19 protein-coding genes are annotated in these 21232 nt (G+C 48.5%); 15 read left to right on the plus strand and 4 right to left on the minus strand.

Translation table 11 applies throughout. The features are described from left to right. Positions 1-3 precede the first annotated feature (3 nt). The gene (locus tag BMZ54_RS12265; protein ID WP_089911301.1) at positions 4-507 is read right to left on the minus strand and encodes an FUSC family protein; all 504 of its coding nucleotides are present in this window, start codon (positions 505-507) and stop codon (positions 4-6) included. A gap of 84 nt (positions 508-591) precedes the next feature. Here BMZ54_RS12265 and BMZ54_RS12270 point away from each other — a divergent pair, with 84 nt between their 5' ends. After that, on the plus strand, positions 592-2013 hold the full coding sequence (locus tag BMZ54_RS12270; RefSeq protein WP_089911302.1) for a serine hydrolase: 1422 nt from the start codon (positions 592-594) through the stop codon (positions 2011-2013). A 160-nt stretch (positions 2014-2173) separates the two neighbouring features. On the opposite strand, the gene BMZ54_RS12275 is transcribed toward BMZ54_RS12270, so the two are convergent. Continuing rightward, positions 2174-2998: a hypothetical protein gene (locus BMZ54_RS12275; protein WP_143080984.1), complete on the minus strand. Its 825-nt coding sequence runs from the start codon at positions 2996-2998 to the stop codon at positions 2174-2176. Between the two features lie 359 nt (positions 2999-3357). Between BMZ54_RS12275 and BMZ54_RS12280 the strand changes: the two genes are divergently transcribed. The 6 genes from BMZ54_RS12280 to BMZ54_RS12305 all read left to right on the plus strand — a co-directional run bounded on the left by BMZ54_RS12280 (position 3358) and on the right by BMZ54_RS12305 (position 10558). Further along, positions 3358-3828, plus strand: a complete 471-nt coding sequence (locus BMZ54_RS12280; protein ID WP_089911306.1) for a (2Fe-2S)-binding protein — start codon at positions 3358-3360, stop codon at positions 3826-3828. Next, on the plus strand, positions 3825-6011 hold the full coding sequence (locus tag BMZ54_RS12285; RefSeq protein WP_089911309.1) for a xanthine dehydrogenase family protein molybdopterin-binding subunit: 2187 nt from the start codon (positions 3825-3827) through the stop codon (positions 6009-6011). Before BMZ54_RS12280 ends, BMZ54_RS12285 begins: the two co-directional genes overlap by 4 nt. Before the next feature lie 7 nt (positions 6012-6018). Further along, a complete protein-coding gene (locus BMZ54_RS12290; RefSeq protein ID WP_089911312.1) occupies positions 6019-6630 on the plus strand; it encodes a hypothetical protein in 612 nt (203 codons plus the stop codon). Positions 6631-6765: 135 nt separating this feature from the next. Next, positions 6766-7131: a winged helix-turn-helix domain-containing protein gene (locus tag BMZ54_RS12295; RefSeq protein ID WP_089911314.1), complete on the plus strand. Its 366-nt coding sequence runs from the start codon at positions 6766-6768 to the stop codon at positions 7129-7131. An 80-nt stretch (positions 7132-7211) separates the two neighbouring features. Further along, positions 7212-9776 (plus strand): TonB-dependent receptor, encoded by a 2565-nt coding sequence (locus BMZ54_RS12300; RefSeq protein ID WP_238386564.1) that lies wholly within the window; start codon positions 7212-7214, stop codon positions 9774-9776. A 281-nt stretch (positions 9777-10057) separates the two neighbouring features. Then, positions 10058-10558, plus strand: a complete 501-nt coding sequence (locus BMZ54_RS12305) for an SRPBCC family protein (protein ID WP_089911317.1) — start codon at positions 10058-10060, stop codon at positions 10556-10558. Here the strand turns inward: BMZ54_RS12305 and BMZ54_RS12310 are convergent. Then, positions 10548-11159 (minus strand): DNA-3-methyladenine glycosylase, encoded by a 612-nt coding sequence (locus BMZ54_RS12310; protein ID WP_089911320.1) that lies wholly within the window; start codon positions 11157-11159, stop codon positions 10548-10550. The genes BMZ54_RS12305 and BMZ54_RS12310 overlap by 11 nt on opposite strands. A 132-nt stretch (positions 11160-11291) precedes the next feature. On the opposite strand from BMZ54_RS12310, the gene BMZ54_RS12315 reads away from it, so the two are divergent. Then, complete coding sequence (locus BMZ54_RS12315) at positions 11292-11540, plus strand: hypothetical protein (protein ID WP_143080985.1); 249 nt, start codon at positions 11292-11294, stop codon at positions 11538-11540. A gap of 6 nt (positions 11541-11546) precedes the next feature. On the opposite strand, the gene BMZ54_RS12320 is transcribed toward BMZ54_RS12315, so the two are convergent. Next, on the minus strand, positions 11547-13841 hold the full coding sequence (locus BMZ54_RS12320) for a glycoside hydrolase family 31 protein (RefSeq protein WP_089911326.1): 2295 nt from the start codon (positions 13839-13841) through the stop codon (positions 11547-11549). Positions 13842-14076: 235 nt separating this feature from the next. On the opposite strand from BMZ54_RS12320, the gene BMZ54_RS12325 reads away from it, so the two are divergent. From BMZ54_RS12325 to BMZ54_RS12355, 7 genes are all read left to right on the plus strand, one after another. Then, complete coding sequence (locus BMZ54_RS12325) at positions 14077-15210, plus strand: DmpA family aminopeptidase (protein ID WP_089911329.1); 1134 nt, start codon at positions 14077-14079, stop codon at positions 15208-15210. Between the two features lie 112 nt (positions 15211-15322). Next, the gene (locus BMZ54_RS12330) at positions 15323-15682 is read left to right on the plus strand and encodes a helix-turn-helix domain-containing protein (RefSeq protein ID WP_089911331.1); all 360 of its coding nucleotides are present in this window, start codon (positions 15323-15325) and stop codon (positions 15680-15682) included. Positions 15683-15812: 130 nt separating this feature from the next. Continuing rightward, a complete protein-coding gene (locus BMZ54_RS12335) occupies positions 15813-16277 on the plus strand; it encodes a MauE/DoxX family redox-associated membrane protein (protein ID WP_202909214.1) in 465 nt (154 codons plus the stop codon). Positions 16278-16323: 46 nt separating this feature from the next. Continuing rightward, a complete protein-coding gene (locus BMZ54_RS12340) occupies positions 16324-16671 on the plus strand; it encodes a hypothetical protein (RefSeq protein WP_089911334.1) in 348 nt (115 codons plus the stop codon). Positions 16672-16753: 82 nt separating this feature from the next. After that, on the plus strand, positions 16754-17791 hold the full coding sequence (locus BMZ54_RS12345; protein WP_089911336.1) for a hypothetical protein: 1038 nt from the start codon (positions 16754-16756) through the stop codon (positions 17789-17791). A 133-nt stretch (positions 17792-17924) separates the two neighbouring features. Continuing rightward, entirely contained in the window at positions 17925-20105 is a 2181-nt protein-coding gene (locus BMZ54_RS12350) for an ATP-binding response regulator (RefSeq protein WP_089911339.1), read from the plus strand. 181 nt (positions 20106-20286) lie between these two features. Next, positions 20287-21030, plus strand: coding sequence for a sensor histidine kinase (locus BMZ54_RS12355; protein WP_089911342.1), 744 nt, complete (start codon positions 20287-20289; stop codon positions 21028-21030). Positions 21031-21232: the final 202 nt, after the last annotated feature.

Consider the following 21232-nt stretch of genomic DNA (forward strand, 5'->3'; position numbering starts at 1 on the left):
AGTTCAGGCTTCCTGCTGGGGCGGGGGGCCTTCTGCGGAATGGCGGGTAAAACGGGAGTGGAATACGAAGGTGATCACTAAACCCAGCACACAGCCGGCCAGCACAGCTATGATCCTTTCCAGGGCCGTATCCCATACATGTAAACCTGCTTCGTGCAGCGTTACAATAATGGCGGCTGCCAGGGCGGAGCGGGCAGAGGCTTCCAGCTCCAGGAAAGCGCAGGCAGCTGCCGTAATGGCAATGGCCCCGCTTACCATTACTATCGTTGATGGATGTACGATGAGCATGATCAGCCCTGCAGCGGCGCCTACCAGGTTGGCCTTAATACGGCTCATGGCCAGGGCCACGGCATCTGTACCATCCGGCGACAGCACCAGCATTACAGAGATCAGGCACCAGATATAATCCTTGTAGTTGATAAGATGAGCTAACAAAAATACCAGCAGCACGCCGGCCACACATTTGGCCATATACACCAGCAGTTTTTTAATGTTGGGCATTGTCATGCGCGTAAATTACAAATTATCAGGCAGCCATTTTTGGACAGGGCCGCTTGTACCTGTATATTTATGATACTAAACTGTTTCCCTATGCGTTTACCCAAAAGTATAACCACCTTCTTCTTTTTACTGTGTTTTACATTTGCATCCTGTGCCCAAAGTCCTGCCGTAAAAAGTCCTGCCGAAAAGATCCGGCAGCTGCTGGACGAGTATAATAGATACAAGCTGTTTAACGGAACTGCCCTGGTAGCCAAAGATGGTAAGGTGATCTTTAAGAACGGTGTTGGCTACGCCAATTTTGAGTGGGAGATCCGCAACACGCCGGATACACGTTTCCGCCTGGGCTCTATTACCAAACAGTTCACGGCCATGCTTATACTACAGCTGGCAGAGCAAGGTAAGCTAAAGCTGGATGGTCATATCTCCGATTACCTGCCTTATTATCCCAAAGCCAATGGTGAAAGGGTTACTATCTACAACCTGCTTACGCATACTTCCGGTATTCCCAATTACACGGCCCGGCCTGATTTTTTTAGCCGCTTTGCACGAAACCCATCTACCCCTAAAGAATTTATACCCTTCTTTTCAGAGCTGCCGCTGGAGTTTACGCCAGGCACTGATTATAAATATTCCAACTCCGGCTATTTTGTGCTGGGAGCTATTATTGAGGAAGTTACAGGGCAATCCTATGCCAGTGTATTACAGGAGCGCATTTTTACGCCGTTGCATATGCTTAATACCGGTTATGATAAGGCAGCGCCTATTATTAAGAAACGCGCGGCTGGTTATGAGCGTAATGGCGACAGCTTAATAAACGCTTCTTATTTAGATATGGACCTGCCTTATGCTGCAGGCGCTATGTACTCCACGGTGGAAGATCTGTACCTGTGGGACCAGGCCTTGTATACCAACCAGCTGTTAAGCGCTGCAGGTAAAACAACCTACTTTACGCCTTTCCTGAAAGGGTATGCCTGCGGCTGGATGCGCCAGCCTTTTAGTATTGGAAATACAAAAGATACCCTGAGCAGCATTTCTCACGACGGCGGCATTAATGGTTTTAACACCCTGATAGTACGCATTCCGGATAGCAAAGACCTGGTAGTATTGCTGAACAATACCGGCGGCGCCCCGCTAAGGGATATTGCAAAGAACATACTGGCCATTTTGTATAACAAACCTTATACTCCGCCGGCAAAACCAACGCATTCACTGTCACAGCCGGCGGCTAAAACGCTTGCAGCCATCACGCCGGATACCGCCGCTTACCGTTTGTACACCGGTAAATACGAGCTGGCGCCTAACGTTGTTATGGCCATTTCCACGGAGGGAGATCATATTTATGAGCAGCTTACAGGACAGGCCCGTTTTGAAATATTTCCATCGGCCCCGGCGGAGTTTTTTATGAAGGTGGTAGATGCGCGTATTTCATTCATGAAAAATGAGCAGGGTGTGGTGGATCAGCTGGTGCTGCATCAGAATGGGCGGGATATTACCGCTAAGCGGGTGGAGTAAAGTAAAAAATTAAAAAGTAAAAATTAAAAGTGGAATGCAGCGGATGGGTCTTGGCCAACCTTCGCTGCATTCCACTTTTACGTTTATCTCGTTCATGAAGTCTTCTCAATGGTCTCTATGAACCTCCTTCGCCGGTTAAGCATTCAAGATTTTACATTCATCACCTGCAGGGTTGATAAGTGATCTGCAAGGTGTTGGAATAATGGATTGAAATAAAGCCACTGCTTATTTCCCCACCGGATGCCTGAATAGTGAGCGGCAGCCCTTTGGCGTTATAGGCCGTTACTACATTTTCCTGATTATTAAGGCTAAAGTTCCGGTCCAGGAACTGCCAGATGGGGTGGGTGCGGTGCAGGTTGATCTTATTGTCATAGCCACCCAGGTTAAGATCTGTACTGTCTGACGTGTAGGGATCATAGGTGCGGACAACAGCAAGGTTGCCATTGGGTCCATAAATGTAACGGCTTGAATGTATCGGGCCAAACGGGTTGGATCCATAAGTATCCGTGGCGCGGATGATCCTGTGCTGCGCGTCATACTGGTAAGTGGAAATGTTGCCCACATACAGCTGATCATACGGTGCGGGCGCCCGCGGATCGGGCAGGGGGCCATTATCGCCTACCAGCCCAAACAGGTACATAGTATCCGTTACAATGTGATTATTGCTGTCATAAACATAGCGATGCCAGAACTCAAAGACCAGGCCACCACTATATGCGCCATAATAATCTGATAAACGGTGCTGCGCATCATAACGGAAAAAATAATTGGGATTGCCAGTGCTCACCATACCCTTGGTAACGCTTAGTGGGTTGCCCAGCGCATTGTACTGGAACAGGGCGGAATCTTCGTTGTCCATTTGTATCTGCCGGATCTGGCTATTGGCATAACCGGGAGGGGGTAAAGGATTCTTTCTGCAGGCTGTAAATAATAATGACAGGGTTACCAGCATGGTAAGGCATAAGGAATAATGACTCTTTTGCATAAAAAGGGGTTTAATAAAATGGAAAATGAGGGGTAACGAATCTTACAGCAGGGAAATATCCGGTAGCAGGTGGTTGTAAATGTATGGAGTTAATGGGGTGATGGTATTAAAGGTAATGAAAAACCGGATCAATCAGGTGAATATTATAAGCGATGTTTCTTTTAAGATATAACGATAGGGGGCAAATAATTGCCTGTCAAAGGTTACAGCGGGAATGCAATATTTGAAATTTGTAATTTTTGGTTTGAATTTTATAATTGCTGATCTGATTACTGAACTATCTTTAGCCTATGTGTGTTCATGATAAGGAAAGCACACATTTCAGGTCAAATCTTTTTAAGGAAAGCAAAGTCTGTACTATGATTAAATTAACCATTAACCATCAGGAGCACTCTATTGATGCCAGTCCGGATATGCCATTGCTATGGGCTTTACGCGACATAGTAGGGCTTACCGGAACCAAATTTGGCTGCGGCATGGCGCAGTGTGGCGCCTGTACCGTGCACCTCAACGGGGAAGCGGTACGCTCCTGTGTAACGCTGTTGTCAAGAGCTGCCGGTCAGGAAGTAGTAACCATTGAGGGCCTTTCGCCCAACAGTGATCACCCCCTGCAACGCGCATGGATCGAGGAAGATGTACCGCAATGCGGTTACTGCCAGTCAGGACAGATCATGTCTGCAGCAGTGCTGCTGCGGGAAAATCCGCAACCCACTGATACAGATATTGATAATGCCATGAGCGGTAATATTTGCCGTTGCGGCACTTATCCGCGCATCCGCAAAGCCATTCACCGCGCAGCCGAATTACAAAAGGAGGGAGGTAACAAATGACACAGGATGTACTGAACACCAGCCGCCGGGGTTTTCTGAAAACCGGCGCCATGCTTAGCGGCAGCTTAATTATATCTTTTGTGGTACCCGGCGCCAAACGCTTAGCCGCCATGGGCATGCCTGCCGCGGAAGACGCAGCAGCGGCCGTATTTGCCCCCAACGCTTATCTTAGTATAGGCGCTGACGGTAGTATACAGATCGTACTGGCGCATGTGGAAATGGGCCAGGGTATCTGGACCACCTTATCCATGCTCATTGCAGAAGAGCTGGATGCCGACTGGCAAAAAGTAAAAGTATTACATAGCCCGCCCGGGCAACCATATGTGCATACGGTGTACGGCCTGCAGATCACCGGTGGCTCCAGCACCACCTGGTCTGAGTTTGACCGTTACCGGCAGGCCGGCGCCACAGCCCGTACCTTACTGGTACAGGCAGCGGCGCAGAAATTTGGCGTAAGCCCGGCAGATTGCCGTACAGAGAATGGCGAGGTAATAGCCGGTAACAAACGCGCCACCTACGGAGAGCTGGCCGGTATAGCCGCTTCACTGCCGCCCCTTACAGAACCGGTAAGCCTGCGCAGCCCCGGTGAATGGAAGTATATTGGCAAAGGCGTAAAACGCCTGGATTCGCCCGCAAAAGTGAATGGTACCGCCCAATTCGGGATGGATATGCGCTTCCCCGGCTTACTTACCGCTGTAGTGGCGCACCCGCCGGTATATGGCAGTAAGGTAAAGTCGTTTGATGCCACTAAGGCCCGTACGGTGCCGGGCGTACGAAAAGTAGTGCAGATACCCACGGGTGTAGCTGTAATAGCAGACAACTTCTGGGCCGCCAAAAAAGGCCGCGCCGCTTTAAAAGTAGAGTGGGAGAATGGCCCCAATGTGAACATTGACAGTGTAGCGCAGCTGGCGGAGTTTAAAAAGCTGGTAACCACCCGTGGCGATAAAGCTGCAGAAAAAGGCGATGTAACCAGTGCCTTAAGCAAAGCGGCCAAAGTGCTGGAAGCAGAGTACACCTTTCCGTACCTGGCGCACACGCCCATGGAGCCGCAGAATGTTACGGTAAAAATAGCCGACAATAAATGTGAAATATGGACCGGCACCCAAATGCCGGGCAACGACCAGACCGTTGCTGCCAAAATACTGGGCTTTAAGCCGGAGCAGGTAAATGTACACACCGTTTTCCTGGGCGGTGGTTTTGGCCGCAGGGCCAACTTTCAATCAGACTTTGTATCGGAAGCAGTGCATATAGCCAAAGCCAGCGGTGAATTTATTAAAATGGTATGGACGCGTGAAGATGATATTCACGGTGGTTATTACCGCCCTTCATTTGTGCATAAGATCCGCGCAGGTATTGATGCGCAGGGTAATCCCATCGCCTGGGAGCATGTGCTGGCAGGGCAGTCTATTATGGCAGGCACCCCTTTTGCCGCCGGTATGAAAAATAATATTGACGAAGCTTCTGTGGAAGGGGTAAGTGATTCACCTTACCTGAGCTCCATCCCGGACCATTATATAGGGCTGCATTCACCCAAGCTGGAGCTGCCGGTGCTGTGGTACCGTTCCGTAGGCCATACGCATACGGCTACTGCCATGGAAGGTATGATAGATGAGCTGGCGCATGCAGCAGGTAAAGACCCGGTGGAGTACCGGCGGGCATTGCTGAAAGACCATCCCCGCCACCTGGCGGCGCTGAACCTGGCCGCTGAAAAAGCCGGCTGGGGCAAACCTTTACCTCCCGGCCGTTTCAGGGGTGTAGCTGTGCATGAATCTTTTAAGAGCTACGTGGCAGATGTGGCAGAAGTTTCTGTTGATGAACAGGGCGTTATTAAGGTGCATCGTTTTGTATGCGCCATTGACTGCGGCCTGGCCGTGAACCCGGATGGCGTGGTTGCTCAAATGGAAAGCGGCATCAACTTTGGCATTTCTACTGCTATGTACGGCGCAATTACGCTGGATAAAGGCAAGGTGCAGCAAAGTAATTTTCATGATTACCGCATTGCGCGCATGCATGAAACGCCGCTGGAAATTGAAGTGCACATCGTGAACAGTACTGAAAAAATGGGTGGGGCAGGGGAGCCCGGCGTACCGCCGGTAGCGCCGGCCATTGCCAACGCAGTTTTTGCCGCTACCGGCAAACGCATGCGGGACCTGCCTTTCTGCAACATCAACCTCAAAGCGTAGTAAAATTATGGCAACAACAAAACAGCTCATATATTCATTATTAACAGTAACCGCGGTATCGGTAATGGCTTTATCCTTTAATACTGCCCGTACCACGCGCCACACTGATACGGATGGAACAGCCAAGGACAGCACCGGCTCTAAAAAAGCCTTCCTGGCTGCTTACAGCGTACTAATGCACCCGCGTTGTATGAACTGCCATCCCTCAGGGGAGGCGCCCCTGCAGGGCGATGACAGCCATGTGCATACTATGAACGTGCAGCGCGGGCATGATGGTAAAGGCCTGTACGCACTCAAATGCTCCAACTGCCACCAGCCTAAGAACACGCCGGGCCTGCATATGCCGCCGGGTAATCCTAAATGGCATTTACCGCCGGCAGATATGAAAATGGTGTTCCAGGGTAAATCACCGCGCGAGCTGGCAGCCCAGCTGCTGGACCCGGAACAGAACGGGCACAAGACCAAAGCACAGCTGATAGCGCATGTAACATCCGATTCACTGGTATTAGGCGGCTGGAACCCCGGCGATGGCCGTACCCTGCCACCACTGAGCCATGCAGAGTTTGCGCGGCAGTTTAAAATGTGGATCGATAAAGGCGCTTTCCTGCCTGATAAATAGCTGATCTTTAAAAAGGAAAAGGCAGTTACCATTTAATATGCTTCCGGTGTTTTATATTTGTTACAACAAACAGACGCTGTATAAAACGGTAGCTGCCTTTTATATAATTAATCGTGTACCCGTTTACGTAAGCACATGGAAGAACCGATCCGCAACCTTTTAAAAGAGGGCACTTTTGATGTGAATGGCAGCCTTTGGCTGGAGTCCGGGGGCAAACGCTTTTTCGGCCCCGGCCCGGTGGAGCTGCTGGAACGTATTGCCGAAACAGGTTCCATTAAGCAGGCGGCTAAAGCCATGGGCATGTCTTACAAAAAAGCCTGGGATCTTATTAATAACCTGAACAGCATGGGTGTTCGCCCGTTTGTGGTAACCAGTACGGGCGGTGAAAAGGGGGGAGGCTCTTCTATTTCGGAAGAAGCCCGGCAGATGATAGCCTACCACCGCCAGCTAAGGGAAAGGTTCCGCCAGTTCCTGGAACAGGAGAGCAGTCATTTAAAATAATCCTGTAGTAACGCTCTGTTATTACAGGACTTTTTTTAACCATCGTTATATATTGAAAAACATAGCGCTAAATTATTACTATGTACAGGACCTTTACCAGCTTTTTTTTATGCATGTTATCCCTCAGCGCGCAGGCCCGCCAGCTTTCAAATATGAGCTCAGATACAACCCGTAAGGATACTACAGTGCGTATTTTATCGGAAGTAACGGTATCAGCATCCCGCCTGCGGGAAAGCATTCTTTCATCGCCGGTAAGCGTGCAAAAAGTGGGCGCCGTTTATTTTAAAGCTACACCGGCGCCTTCTTTTTTTGATGCGCTGGAAAATGTGCAGGGCGTGCAGCTGATCACTCCCAGCATGGGATTTAAAGTATTGAATGCCCGTGGTTTTGCCAACACCACCAATGTACGTTTTGCGCAGCTGGTAGATGGGATGGATGTACAGTCCCCGCATATCGGCGGTCCCATAGCCAATGCCTTAGGCCCATCCGACCTGGATGTTGATAACGTGGAAATAGTGCCGGGCGTGGCTTCTGCGCTCTATGGCATGAATACGGTGAATGGCCTTGCCAATATTACTACCAAAGATCCGTTCACATCTGCCGGGGTAAGCGTACAGCAAAAAACAGCGGTTACCCATATCAGCGATCCTGACAGCAAGGCCAAACTTTTCTCAGAAACCAGCCTGCGCTGGGCGCATGTTATTTCACCCAGGTGGGCCTTTAAGCTGAATGGTACCTACACCCGCGGGTATGATTGGATAGCCAATGACCATATGGAGTTGAATGGTAACGCGAACGCCAGTACGGGATTAACCGGCGCCAATAACCCGGCAAAGGACCCGGTGAGCAGCTACGGCAATGAATCATCTGACCGCAAAACTATTTCCCTGCTGGGAAAGAACTACGTGGTAGCCCGCACGGGGTACGATGAAAAAGAGGTGGTGGATTATGGCCTGCAGAACATAAAAGGAGATGCAGGCATCTATTATAAGATAAGACCGGATGCTACTTTGAGCTATACTTTTCATATGGCGCTGCTGAACAATGTGTACCAGCGCGCTAACCGTTTTCGCCTGCAGGATTATTTTATACAGCAGCATGGCATACAATATGAATCCAGGGGCCTGCAGCTAAGGGCTTACCTGAATAATGAGAACACCGGTAACTCTTACAACCTGCGCTCCATGGCAGAAAACATTGACCGTAACTATAAACCGGATAATGCCTGGTATGCAGATTATACCACGGCTTTTAACAAAGCATCGCAGGATGGGATGATGGTAGCGCAGGCGCACCAGCAGGCCAGGACCGCAGCAGATGCAGGGCGCTATATGCCCGGCACGCCTGCGTTTAACAGTGTGCTGGAAAAATTACAGCAGGTGAATAACTGGGATACCGGCGCTGCTTTAAAAGTAAAGGCCAGCTTTATACAGGCAGAAGGGCAGGTGCATTTGAATGAATGGATCCCGGAGCTGCGGGAAAAGGCCGGGCTGGAACTGCTGGCCGGCGCCGATCACCGTACTTATATTATTGTTCCGGATGGTAATTACTTTATTAACCCGGTTCACGGTAAAGATTATACGAATATTCATTACAGCAAAACCGGTGGTTTCCTGTCAGTTACCAAATCACTGTTAAAGGAGCGGTTAAAGCTGGGTGCTATTTTGCGTGCGGATAAGAACGATTACTTTGACCTGGCCTGGAGTCCGCGTTTTACAGCTGTGTTTTCGCCCCTGCGCACGCAAAACTTCCGGGTATCGTTCCAGAGCGGATACCGCTACCCCAGCATATTTGAAGCCTATTCCAATGTGAACAGCGGCGGCGTAAAAAGGGTAGGAGGGCTCCCGGCTATGTCGCAGGGGATCTTTGAAAATGCATGGCTGCAATCATCTATCACCGCATTTCAGGCAGCCGTGCTGAATGATATTAATACCAACGGTTTATCGCAGCAGGCAGCTATTGAAAAGAACCAGGGGTTGTTAAAGAAAAACCCTTATACCTATATTAAACCGGAACATGTACGGTCTGTTGAAGGCGGCTATAAAGGCCTGTTCCTCAAAGGGCGCCTGTTTGTAGATGCTGACCTGTACTTTAACAACTACCGTTCCTTTATTGCACAGGCCAATATGAATGTGCCTAAAACACAATATGCAGATTCTATACCGTTTGCGTTGTATAACAAATCACAACAGAATCAATACCGTATGTGGACCAATTCACAAACTAAAGTATATAATTATGGTGCCAGCTTAGGTGTAACCTATAACACGGGCGGATACCGGCTGCATGCAAATACTTCGTATGCAAAGCTGCGCAAGTCGGCCAATGAAGACGGGCTGGAAGATGGTTTTAATACACCGGAATGGACAGTTAACGCTATGATATCCAAAGAGGAGATTATAAAACATATAGGCGCTGGCGTTAGCTGGAAATGGCAGAGCAGCTTCTTATGGCAATCGTTCCTGGTGAACGGGCAAACACCGTCGTACAACACATTAGACGCGCAGGTAAGCTATACATTCGATAAAATAAATTCAAAGATCAAGCTGGGCGCCAGCAACTTACTGAACCATTATTACTATTCCTTTTTAGGAGGGCCCTCTATTGGCGGTATGTATTACGCCACGGTGCAGTACGGGCTGTAAATTAAAAGTTAAAAAGTAAAAATTAAAAGTGGAATGCAGCGGGTAAGGTTTAGGCCAGACTTCGCCGTATTCCACTTTTACATTTCGCATTTAAGATTTTACATTTTACATTCTTTTTGCGCCATAAAACCCGCTTATTTTAATCAAGCCTGTATTTTTCAACATCAAATTAAATTTTAGGTGTAAATTTCACGTACTGTAACAGGAACCATAACCGCTGATCTTCAGCAGGGACAAGTACTATAGCTGCATCAATTCATTAACCTATAAACTGAGAACGTATGCAACCACATGACTGGAGTAAATTCTCGTTAAAGCTACCCATCAAAGCTAATCCGCAAGACATTTACAACGCCTGGACCACACCGGCAGGGCTGGAAAGCTGGTTTCTACGGCAGGCCGATTTTGTTGGTGAAGGCGGCATACCCAAAGATAAACAGCAGGCCATTACCACAGGCGATACCTATACCTGGCGCTGGTTTGGCTATAGCGATGATACTACTGAAACTGGTAAAGTGCTGGCCGCCAACGGGAAGGACCACTTTCAATTCACTTTTGGTATAGCCGGCACCGTTACTGTGAGCTTAAAGGATGTAGAAGGCGAAACACTGATAGAATTAGTGCAGGATCATATTCCTACAGATGAAAAGGGTAAAGTGGATTTTCATATTGGCTGCCAGGGCGGCTGGCTGTTTTACCTGGTGAACCTGAAATCCTTGCTGGAAGGGGGGATTGACCTGCGTAATAAAAATGAAAAGCTGAAAGGCGTACTTAACTCCTGATCTTACGGCCGCTTACATAAGGGCTGTCTTTTAGTATAAAACGGTAAGGCAGCAAAGCATCTTCACCGGCATAATCTACTCCAATTCTTTTAGTGATACCTATAGCGGATGGTGATACAATAAAATCATCATCCGCTATGTATAACTCTTTGCCCGTGAGGCTGGTGCCGGTATGCTGGGTATTAATGCCTAATGCTTTTGATACATTGCCGGGGCCTTTACCCAGTGTATAATCCGCTTTGGTACGGCCGGTACGCGCCAGCATATGCGGTATGCCATTCAGCGGCGCAATGGCCCTGATCAATATAGCGTGCGGTGTATTTTCTTTATTGGTAACTACATTAAACAGGTGGTGAATGCCATAACACAGGTACACGTATGCAGTGCCTGCTTTGCCGAACATGATCTCCGTTCTGTTAGTGCGGCGCCCGCCGTAAGCGTGGGAAGCCCGGTCTGTAACGCCCTGGTAGGCTTCTGTTTCCACAATGCGGCCGCTGGTAACAGCGCCATTGAACTTAGTAACCAGTACTTTACCCAGCAGCTCCTGTGCAATGGTAAGCACATCCTCCCGGTTATAGAAATCATATCCCAGTTTCTTCATAGCCCTCAAATGTAAGTAATTCCCTTTTTGGTAGACACATTTTACGCTTTGATCTCTTATACGCAAACGCATGGCTGGCAGCGTGTTAGCTTTGTTACAGCAACATTATTTAATTACTTAAAACTTACAGCCATGTTTTTTGGATTGATCATTTTACTGCGGGTGTTGTTTGTGGCCTGCATGGTATTTATTATAGGGCATGTGTTTGGATCTTTTTCAAAACATCCGCGGTTAAGGGTGTTTACAAAAATTGCCGTTATACTGGCCATTATATTATTTATATCCAGCAACATACTCTTCTTCCGCTTTGGCCATGCCCGCGCAGGGCATTACCCTGCCTACCGTACCCATTGTACGTATGAAGAGGCGCCGCATCCATAACCCCGGCTAGAAGGTGAAGCTAACGGGCACGCCTGTATACTTTACCTGCAATGAGTCACCCTCCGGCAGTAACACTATGTTGAACATACGTTTGGCAGGTTGATTAGTGGAGCTGCGGAGGGTGTTTATGCTAAGCTTTTTCGCCTCATTGTTCCAGCTGAAATGGGTGAGGGTAGCAGCGCCCTTCAGGTAGGCCTGGCTAATGCCATCATCTTCATACAGGGTATAATCGCCGTTAGCGCCGCGGTAAATGCGGATCGTTAGCGGCGTATCTGTTGGCTGCCCGGTGTACTGGCGAACAGGATCCAGGGGGATAATGGCGCCTGCACGTACATAAATGGGCATAATGGAAAGATCCACCTTGCGGGTAATGGTTTGATGGCCGGTAGCCGGGGTGTTGGTCCACCAATCGTACCAGGTACCTGCGGGCAAGTATACTTCCCGTGTGGTGGCGCCCTTTTGAAATACCGGCGCCACCAGCAGATCGCGGCCCCAGAGGTATTGGTTACCCAAAGCTGTGGCCTGTTCATCCTGCGGGTAATGCAGCCACAGGGCGCGCATCAGCGGCAGGCCGGTAGTACGCGCCTGCCAGGCCAGGGTATAGTTGTAGGATAACAGCTGGTAACGCAGCTCATCATATTTTTTCACCACCGGCTCAATGGCCGGGTTGTTCAGCTCCGATGGCAGCGGATTGTTCTTTGCTTCAATAGGTCCCATTTCGTGCAGGCCCCAGCCCCAGGGGAGCCGCGTCCACCAGGTTTTTCCGTGTGAGCGGAAGGAAGCGCAGAACGCGCCGAACTGGAACCAGCGTGCGTATAATTCACCGGTTAGCTCTTCATTAGGATAAAAACCGCCGATATCCGAACCCCAGAAAGGCGAGAGGCTTAATGAGTAATTGATGCCTACTGCAATTTGTGTTTCCAGTGTTTTCCAGGATGATTCCGTATCACCGGACCATACCCAGCCGCCCCATTGCGCAATACCTAAAAATCCGTTGCGGTGCAGGCTCCATGGGCGTACGTTGGGCCGGGTAGAGAGCGGCCCCTGGTAATAAAGCTGGTGCCGTTTTATACGTTCAAAGAGGTTAAACCAGTCGCCTTCATCCGGCCAGAACGCATCAATACCTGCGTTCATTAATCCTAGGTGCTGCTGCCAGTAGGTATTAATATGCCCGGCATCGGGATTTTCATAGGACAGGAGTGGAATACTGCCATGTAAAGAGGGTAGCTTATCCCGGTCCCAGGGCACTATATGCACCACTACTTTTACGTGGTTGTTATGCAGATCGTTTATAACGGCAGCGGGGGTACGTTTAAATACCTCCGGGTTAAAATCAAAGGATGGCTGCGGTGTGTTCCAGCCGCGGGGCGCAAAACCGGTGCCCAGGTAAATAACGGCATCCAGGGGGATCTGTTTTGCGCGGAAGGTATCTACAATGCCGGTCATTTGTGCATCGTCTTCCAGTGTGCGGTGGGACTGCATGTAACCCAATGCCCACTTAGGCGGCATAGCTGCAGGGCCGGTGAGGATGGATACATCCTGCATAAATTGCAGGGGATCGTGCGCATCAAACACAAATACATCCAGCAGGCCTGGCACAAAACTGCTGGCCGGTGGCAGGCCTTTGCCCTGGTTCAGGTGCTGGTTGGTTTGCGTTTGCGGGCCACCCTGGCCGGCAGGTGGCGTGGGAATAAAGCTGCCCTGCGCCTTGTTCTGCAGATCCACCTGCACCCAGGGGCTGGCCACAAATAATGCCCAGCCGCCAGTGCCTACCAGCAGGGGTACAGGGTTGCGAGAGCCATAAGCATCGCCCTGCCAGCGGGGCAGCATCTGGTGCAGGCGTCCGCGGCGGTCAAACTCTACCGGCAGCTGCCGCCAGTTAGTCCCGGCAGCAGGTTTGGGACCGCCTTCGCCCATACCTAATATGGGATGATCATCTATGGGAAAGGTAATATTGCCATTTTCCTGGAAGCTTAGCTCCTGTACTTTTTCGCCTTTATTATTGGTAACAGTAACGGTAAGCGGTTTGGGCCGGATGCTTACCAGCATATTACCCACGCGCTTTTTCAGGGGGCCATGCAGCTCTTTGATGCTGATCTCCGGCGCTGCCTCTTTTCGTATAGCCAGTGCCGGTGTATAGGGCGCTGCATCTTTATAGCTGATTGGTTTTAAGGTAATACGAATGCTATGCGCGCCTGCGGAGCGAATATTGAGCTGTGCGGGCTGGCCGCTGGTAGTAATGGTTTGAGCGTGTATACTGCCTGTGAGCAAAAGGAGCGCGAGAGGGAGGTGGAATTTCATATTCTAATGTACAATTTAGCAAGGGGAGGATTTTGCCGGATATTAACCGGATTTGGGCGGAAATTGGGAATTACGAATTAGGAATTGGAATGCAGCGAATTAGGACCTCAGAAACCGGGCAGGCCATTGAAAATGAATAATGGGGAGAGCAGGGTGAATGCTTTTTCGACCTTTAAGCAGCGTGTATGCGTTAAGATTCTTTATTTTAGTGCTGCTCACCCAAAACATTTAACTCATGCGTACTGCAATCATCAGCCTGTTCTTATTAGCTGCAGCACAAACCATCACTGCCCAAACCACCAAACGTGCCCGCGACTGGGGCATTCACATTGGGGTGCTGCCTACCGGCCAATGGAACGCAATTACTGATGTACCGGGCGTAAAAGTAGGGCAAAGCACCTTAATAAAAGGAGATAACATCCGCACCGGCGTTACGGCCATCATTCCGCATGAGGGAAATATTTTCCAGCAAAAAGTACCGGCCGGCATCTTTGTAGGCAATGGCTTTGGCAAGCTGGCCGGCACCACGCAGGTAATGGAGCTGGGTAACCTGGAAACACCAGTGGTGCTCACCAACACGCTGAACGTAGCTACTGCCATGGAAGCTGTGATTGAATACACGCTGCAGCAGAAAGGAAATGAAAAGGTGCAATCCGTAAACGCCGTGGTAGGCGAAACCAACGACAGCTGGTTAAACGATATCCGCAACCACCCGGTGCAGAAAACAGATGTACGCCAGGCGCTGCAAAATGCGCAATCCGGCCCGGTGGCAGAGGGGAATGTGGGCGCTGGTACCGGCACACTTTGTTTTGGTTTCAAGGGCGGCATTGGCACAGCATCCCGTAAGCTGCCGCCTAACCTGGGCGGCTATACGGTAGGAGTGCTGGTACAAACCAATTTTGGCGGCGTGCTGCAGATTGACGGAGCGCCGGTAGGCAAGGAGCTGGGAATATTTGAGTTCAACGATGAATTAAAGAACCGCGTAGATGGTTCCTGTATGATGGTAGTAGCCACCAATGCGCCGCTGGACAGCCGCAACCTGCAGCGCCTTGCCAAACGTGCGTTTATGGGGCTGGCTAAGACCGGCGGCATTGCCAGTAATGGCAGCGGGGATTACGTGATAGCCTTTTCCACTGCAGATTCCGTGCGGATACCGTATGAGAGCAGCACCCCGGTGCGGCTGGTACCTGCGCTGCAGAATGATTATATGTCGCCATTGTTTATGGCAGCTATTGAAGCCACGGAAGAAGCCATCATTAATTCGCTGTTTGCAGCAAAAACCATGACCGGGAAAGATGGGCATACCATGGAGGCATTGCCGGTGGATAAAGTAATGGAGATCTTAAAGAAGTACGGACGGGTAAAGTAAGCAGGAAATTTTCTATCTTAGCCAAGCTTATTGTTTAAGGTAGCAACACCTTAAATGAACCTCAGAATAACATTACGCTTAACCCAGTTTGAACCTGTAATAACTGACCGGTATGCCATCTATGAGACCCTCTCACATAACCCTGTGCGACAAAGTGCGCAAAAAAATTGAAACAGACTTTAAAAAAGGCATCCATCTTGAAGAATTTGCAGATGGAAAAATAATGACGCTGAAGAAGCTCCGCCAGGTCTTTAAACAAATTTATGGATGCACACCTCACCAGTACCTGCTGCGGGTAAGAATGGAAAAAGCGAAACTCCTGCTGGAAGAAAATGAATTATTGGTGAAGGCCATTGGTTATGAAGTAGGGTATAAGAGCTTAAATACCTTTATCAGAATGTTTGTTCAAACACAACATTGCACACCGCTGCAATACCGCAATAAATGTGTTGATGTTGCCTCCGGGTATTAATGTATTCAGCTTCACCCGCTTGCAGTTTTTTTTGGGATTTTGGGATAATAAACAGTCTATTTGGGATAGTCGTTTTTTTATACCTGGAATATTCTTCTTACTATCTTTCCTATGTAAAAGCACAAGCGTTATGAAGCTGCGTTCTGTTACACAGGAAATCATTTGCTCATTATTGATCATACTGTTTGTTTATACCGGGTTGAATAAGCTGCTGGATTATGAAAAATTCAGGTTTGAATTAGGACGATCGCCTTTTTTACAGGACCTGGCTCCCTTCATAGCACGGACGCTCCCGGTGGGCGAGCTTATGATAGCATTGCTGATCATCCTCAAACGTACGCGGTTATTGGGCGTCTATTTATCTTTTGCCCTCATGGCATTGTTCACCGGATATATATGGCTGATGTTACATGATGCCAATGATCTGCCCTGCAGCTGTGGGGGAGTGCTGGCTGCCATGTCCTGGAACGACCACCTGATATTTAATATAGCCTTTACCGTACTTGCCCTGATAGCCATTTTATTACAAGACAGGATTAATGCCTCATCAGCCCAAAAGCAGGTGCCCCGGCCTGCACGGAATACAGGGATCTGACCCATATTTCTTAATCCATATTTCTTAACCATTAAACTTTACCCTCATGAAACGGTTAAAGATCGGCCTGCTGCCGATAGCTGCCCTGTTGGGAATCATGCTAACAGCAGCTACAAAAGCAGACCTGCCAAAAAGTAAAAAGAAAGCCGCCAGAGCATTTCAGTGTGACCCGTCCAACCCCAATGATTACTGTTCTATGAACTTTGAAGGGCTCATATTCTATAATTCTGCCGCAGGGTGTACAGGTCAATTTACAGACTGTCCTCTTTTCATTCTTGGCACGCCGGTAAGCCACCCAACCACAGGGGTGGATTGCAGTGCAGGAACAAACTACTTCTGTTGCCTTAAGATCATTAGCGGTACACCCAATGTACTTTGTAAGGGAACGCTATAACAGTAGCTCCCGGTAAACAAACTATACAGGGCGCTCGCCCGCCTTTTTTGACGGGCGAGCCTTTCATATTCATACTACTGCAATGATTAAAAATATTATAGCCATACTGGCCGGTGTTGTGCTGGTGCTTTTTATATTGAAAAGTACTGCCCGCCTGCCCAATGAAAAGCCGAATGGCTTTAAGCGGAAACTGACTGTGAACCCGCTTATGCCACTAAAGCAGGCGCCGCTGAAAGTTGCATTGGAAAGTATCTGTGGTACAAAATCCGGGGACATTTATTTTACGACACCTCATCCCGGATGGCTCATCCGGCTTGATACCACGCTTACCCGGCAGGATACCTTTGCATTTGGATTACCTGCGCACCATGAGATACCGGGAGCCCATGAGACGGTTGCAGACGCTCCGCGGGCATTTCTTTTCGCTAATAATATTCCCGCTGTATACAGCGGGAACTGGGAACAGCAATCATTCGATACGCTGTACCAGCCTGCCAATACATTTTCACGCGGAGTATATATGCCGCCGGACAATATCGTATTGCGTGTGTTGGACAGCAGCCTGCAACGGCAACGGCTGCAGCGGATAAACATTCATACCAAACATATTGAAGCGGAGAGCGATCTGTTTGCAACACAGCAAAACGGGGGATTTGACCGGGATGGATTATTAAGATATGATACCGCAACAAAAAGACTTTTTTATATTGAATTGTACCGGAATGCCTTTTATTGTATGGATACAAGCCTGCGTTTATTATATACCGGCCACACCATTGATACCCTGGCGCATAACCCCATATCAGTGCAATGGGTAAAGTGGGAAAATGAAAAGCGGCTGATGCCCGCCAAAGCCAGAACCAGTGTAACCCAGGACGCGGTGGTGGCAAACGGGTACCTGTTCGTTCTCTCCAATTTGAAAGCGGACAATGAAAGAGGGTGGATCTTTAATCATAATGCTGTAGTGGATATGTACCGGGTTCAGGATGGAAGCTATTACGGCAGCTTTTACATTCCCCGGTATAATGATGAAAAATTAAAATCGTTTACTGTTTATAATGATAGGGTAGTAGCCCTGTATACAAGCCAGGTGGCCACTTTTAAGTGGCAGAATCAATGAACAATTAGTAATGAATAATTTAGTACCTCATATTGCGTGTGCTGCAGGGCTTTAAGATGGTGCGGTGGTAAGAGAGCCGCTGCAAAAAATAACGTAAATTCATATACCGACTGCGCCCCCTAAATGGTAGTATATGTTATTTTTTGGCATCCGGCTTAACCTCGTGATCTTTTGTATTATCCTGCTGGAGATCATTATTTTTTGTAACCAGTTACAGACCTTCCTGGCCAGGCGTCATGAAAAAGAACGGCTATGGCACCTGATACTGGTAGGGCTGTTAATATTATATAACCTGGCAGAGAATCTCATTATTCTGCCGGACCCGCATATACCTGTACCCATTACCCTGCAGATCATTATTAACCAGGGTTTCGGGTACCTGGTGACCGCTTACATGCCGTATTATTGTGTAAGAACAACCCGGCTGCAGGGATTGGAATTTCACCGCAAATATGGGTTCCTGTTCCTGGTAGTGCCCTTTTTCGTTTTTTTTGTTGGCTATTTTCCTGTTACCCACGATCTTCCCAATACCTTATTATATACCTATATTATTACGGCCGCATATGCCTGCTACGCCCTGTTTGACCTGGCCAGGGTACTTATAAAAACCCATCGCAGGGAAAAGAACTGGCCCGTTTTCCGGGAAAGGCTCTGGATCTATGCCTCCCTGTTTTTCTGGTGCAGCTCCCCGGTGATAGGCGTTTTCCTGGAACAACCTAACTGGGTGGTGGGCGTGTTCAATAACATTGTGTTCATGTTGCTGAATGTAACACTGCTGCGGCAAACCGTGCAAAAATCCAAAGAAGAGTACATACAGCTGCAGCAATACGCCCTGAATCTGGAGAAAGAAGTGGACAAACAAACGGCCGCGCTTAAGAGATCCAATGAGCAAAGGACCAATGCCTTTGTGAACCTGGTGCATGAAACCAAAACGCCCATCACCCTCATGAATAACTACCTGGAAGAGTATATCCAGAAACAGGGTTATAATGAGGACCTGCTGATTGTAAAGCGGAACCTGGCCAAGCTAAATAATGATATCAGCAACCTGTTTGACCTGGAGCGGTATGATAAGGGACTGCCCATTTATAACTATGCCCAGGTGATCAGCTTTAGCCAGGTGGTAACAGATAATTTGATCCTGTTCCGGAGCTACTGCCGTAAAAAGAAGCTGACCCTGAAGGAAAATGTAGCGCAGGATCTGCTCATGAAGGCCGATCCCGAGGCGGTAAGCCGTATTGTAGTGAACCTGGTGGAGAATGCCATTAAATATACCGAAGAAGGTGGAGAGATCAGCGTTTCCCTGGAAGCATCCGGCAACCAGCTGCGTTTTACGGTGCGGGATAACGGTATCGGTATTGAGCCGGGGCTGCAGAAAAAGATCTTTGAGCCCTACTACCAGATCAATATGCAAAAGAAAAGCGCCCAGGGTATGGGCCTGGGTATGCCTATGCTTAAAAAGATCGTGGACAGCCTGCAAGGGAAGATCATCATTGACAGCAATCCCCAAAAAGAGAAAGGCACCCGTATTACCGTGCTGCTGAACCGGCATGTGCTTAGCAAAAATGAGGCGGTAGCAGAGGACTTTAAGATCAGCACATCCTCCGGGCTGGAGGTGTCGGACTTTAACATCAGCGATACCAGCTATGACCCCCGCAAGCAAACCATTCTGCTGGTAGAGGATAACCAGGCCATGATCAGCTACCTGCTAAAAAAGCTGATGGAGAAATATAATGTATGCGTAGCGTTTAACGGTAATGAAGCCCTGGGAAAAGTAAAGAGCTACCCGGTTCCGCCTGACCTGATCATTTCCGATGTGATGATGGACAAGGTAGACGGGTTCAAATTTGCCCGCATTATTTCCGAAAGCCCGGACTATAACCATATCCCGTTTATTTTCCTGTCGGCCAGGTTCACCAATAAAGACAAGCTGGAAGGGTTGAAGCTGGGCGCCCTGGATTATATCCCCAAACCCTTCCGTATGGAGGAGCTGATCCAGAAGATCAATTCCGTGCTGGATAATGCCCTTAGGCAGAAAAAAAGCCTGCTAAACAATACCATCAGAGCCCTGCAGAAAGTAGAAAACCTGGATCTTAAACAGGCCTCCGGCGGTTTCGAGTTCAACTGCAGCCAGTATAACCTTACCACCCGGGAGGTGGATATAGCCCGGTTAATTTGCGGCGGACAGTCCTATAAAGAGATCGGAGATAGCCTGTTTATTGCTGAGCGAACGGTTAAAAAACACGTACAAAACATCTTTGAAAAAGCCAGTGTATCCAATAAGGTACAGCTGATAAATAAGCTGCAGGCATAATTGCTATCCATTACGAGCAAAATTTAATCCTGCCAGGCGCCCCGCGAAACCCTTACTGGCAGCGAATACTACTAATTTGTACGTATAAAAATAGTACAAAGTCCTTATTGTCTTTTCTTTCCTAACGCATGAAATTGCCCTTATTCCGCGCGCCCATCAACCGAATATAAAAATTATCCCCATGCGTTTGTCCGAGAAAGAAGTAACCGAACAACCCTCGTTTGAGGTGCTGAAATCCATTTTTCATACTACCCTGCATGAAATTGGTGTGCCTATCAACGGCGTGGTAACCGCAGCCACCTTTTTGAAACGGGAGATAGAGAATGGAGATCCGGCATTTGTACAGGAGCTTTTACAAATGATATTTTCAGCAGCGAATAACCTGAATGAGATCTTTGAACGGGTGAGAGAGGTAGTAAGGCAGGAAAACCAGCAAAAGTTTCAAATTATGGAAACCTATTTTGATTTCAGGAAATGGCTGGATAATGTGCTGTTATCCATGTCGGCCCTTTTTATGGACAAAACAATCTCGGTAGTAAAGCAGGTAACCAAAGATTTCCCGTCTTTTATTTATGTGGATAAGGTGTACCTGACCCAGATTGTCTATAATCTACTTATGAATGCCTTAAAATATAGTCCGCCCGGCACGGTGGTATCTGTTACCTGTTTTGCGGATACTGACAGGTTTAGTATAGAGATCACGGACCAGGGCATCGGCATTTCCACCGCCGAGCTGCCACTGATCTTCCAGGAATACCGGCAGCTGGCCAATGGGTTTAAAACCCAGCTGGGGGGTATTGGTCTGGGGCTTTCTATTATAAAGAACTTAACGGAAGCCATGGACGGTATCATTACCGTAAAAAGCGAGATTGGTGTAGGCAGCACGTTTACGGTTAGTTTTCCATTAAGGAGCGAGCCGGCCTGAGTCCATTATTTGTAAGCCAAATCTGTACAGCAGCTGAGGGCTGCCCGTGTTTTTCAAATTGTGTCGGCACAGCCGGCACAATTGCAAACCAATCTCCCCATTTCAGCGGTTTCCACGAGCAATTCAGTAAATAGAATATCTATGAAAGTTTTAGCTTCCAAACTTTGGAAAGCTATTAGGAATTCCGGAAAAAAAGTATTAA

This window comes from Chitinophaga rupis (assembly GCF_900109685.1).
GTDB lineage: Bacteria > Bacteroidota > Bacteroidia > Chitinophagales > Chitinophagaceae > Chitinophaga > Chitinophaga rupis.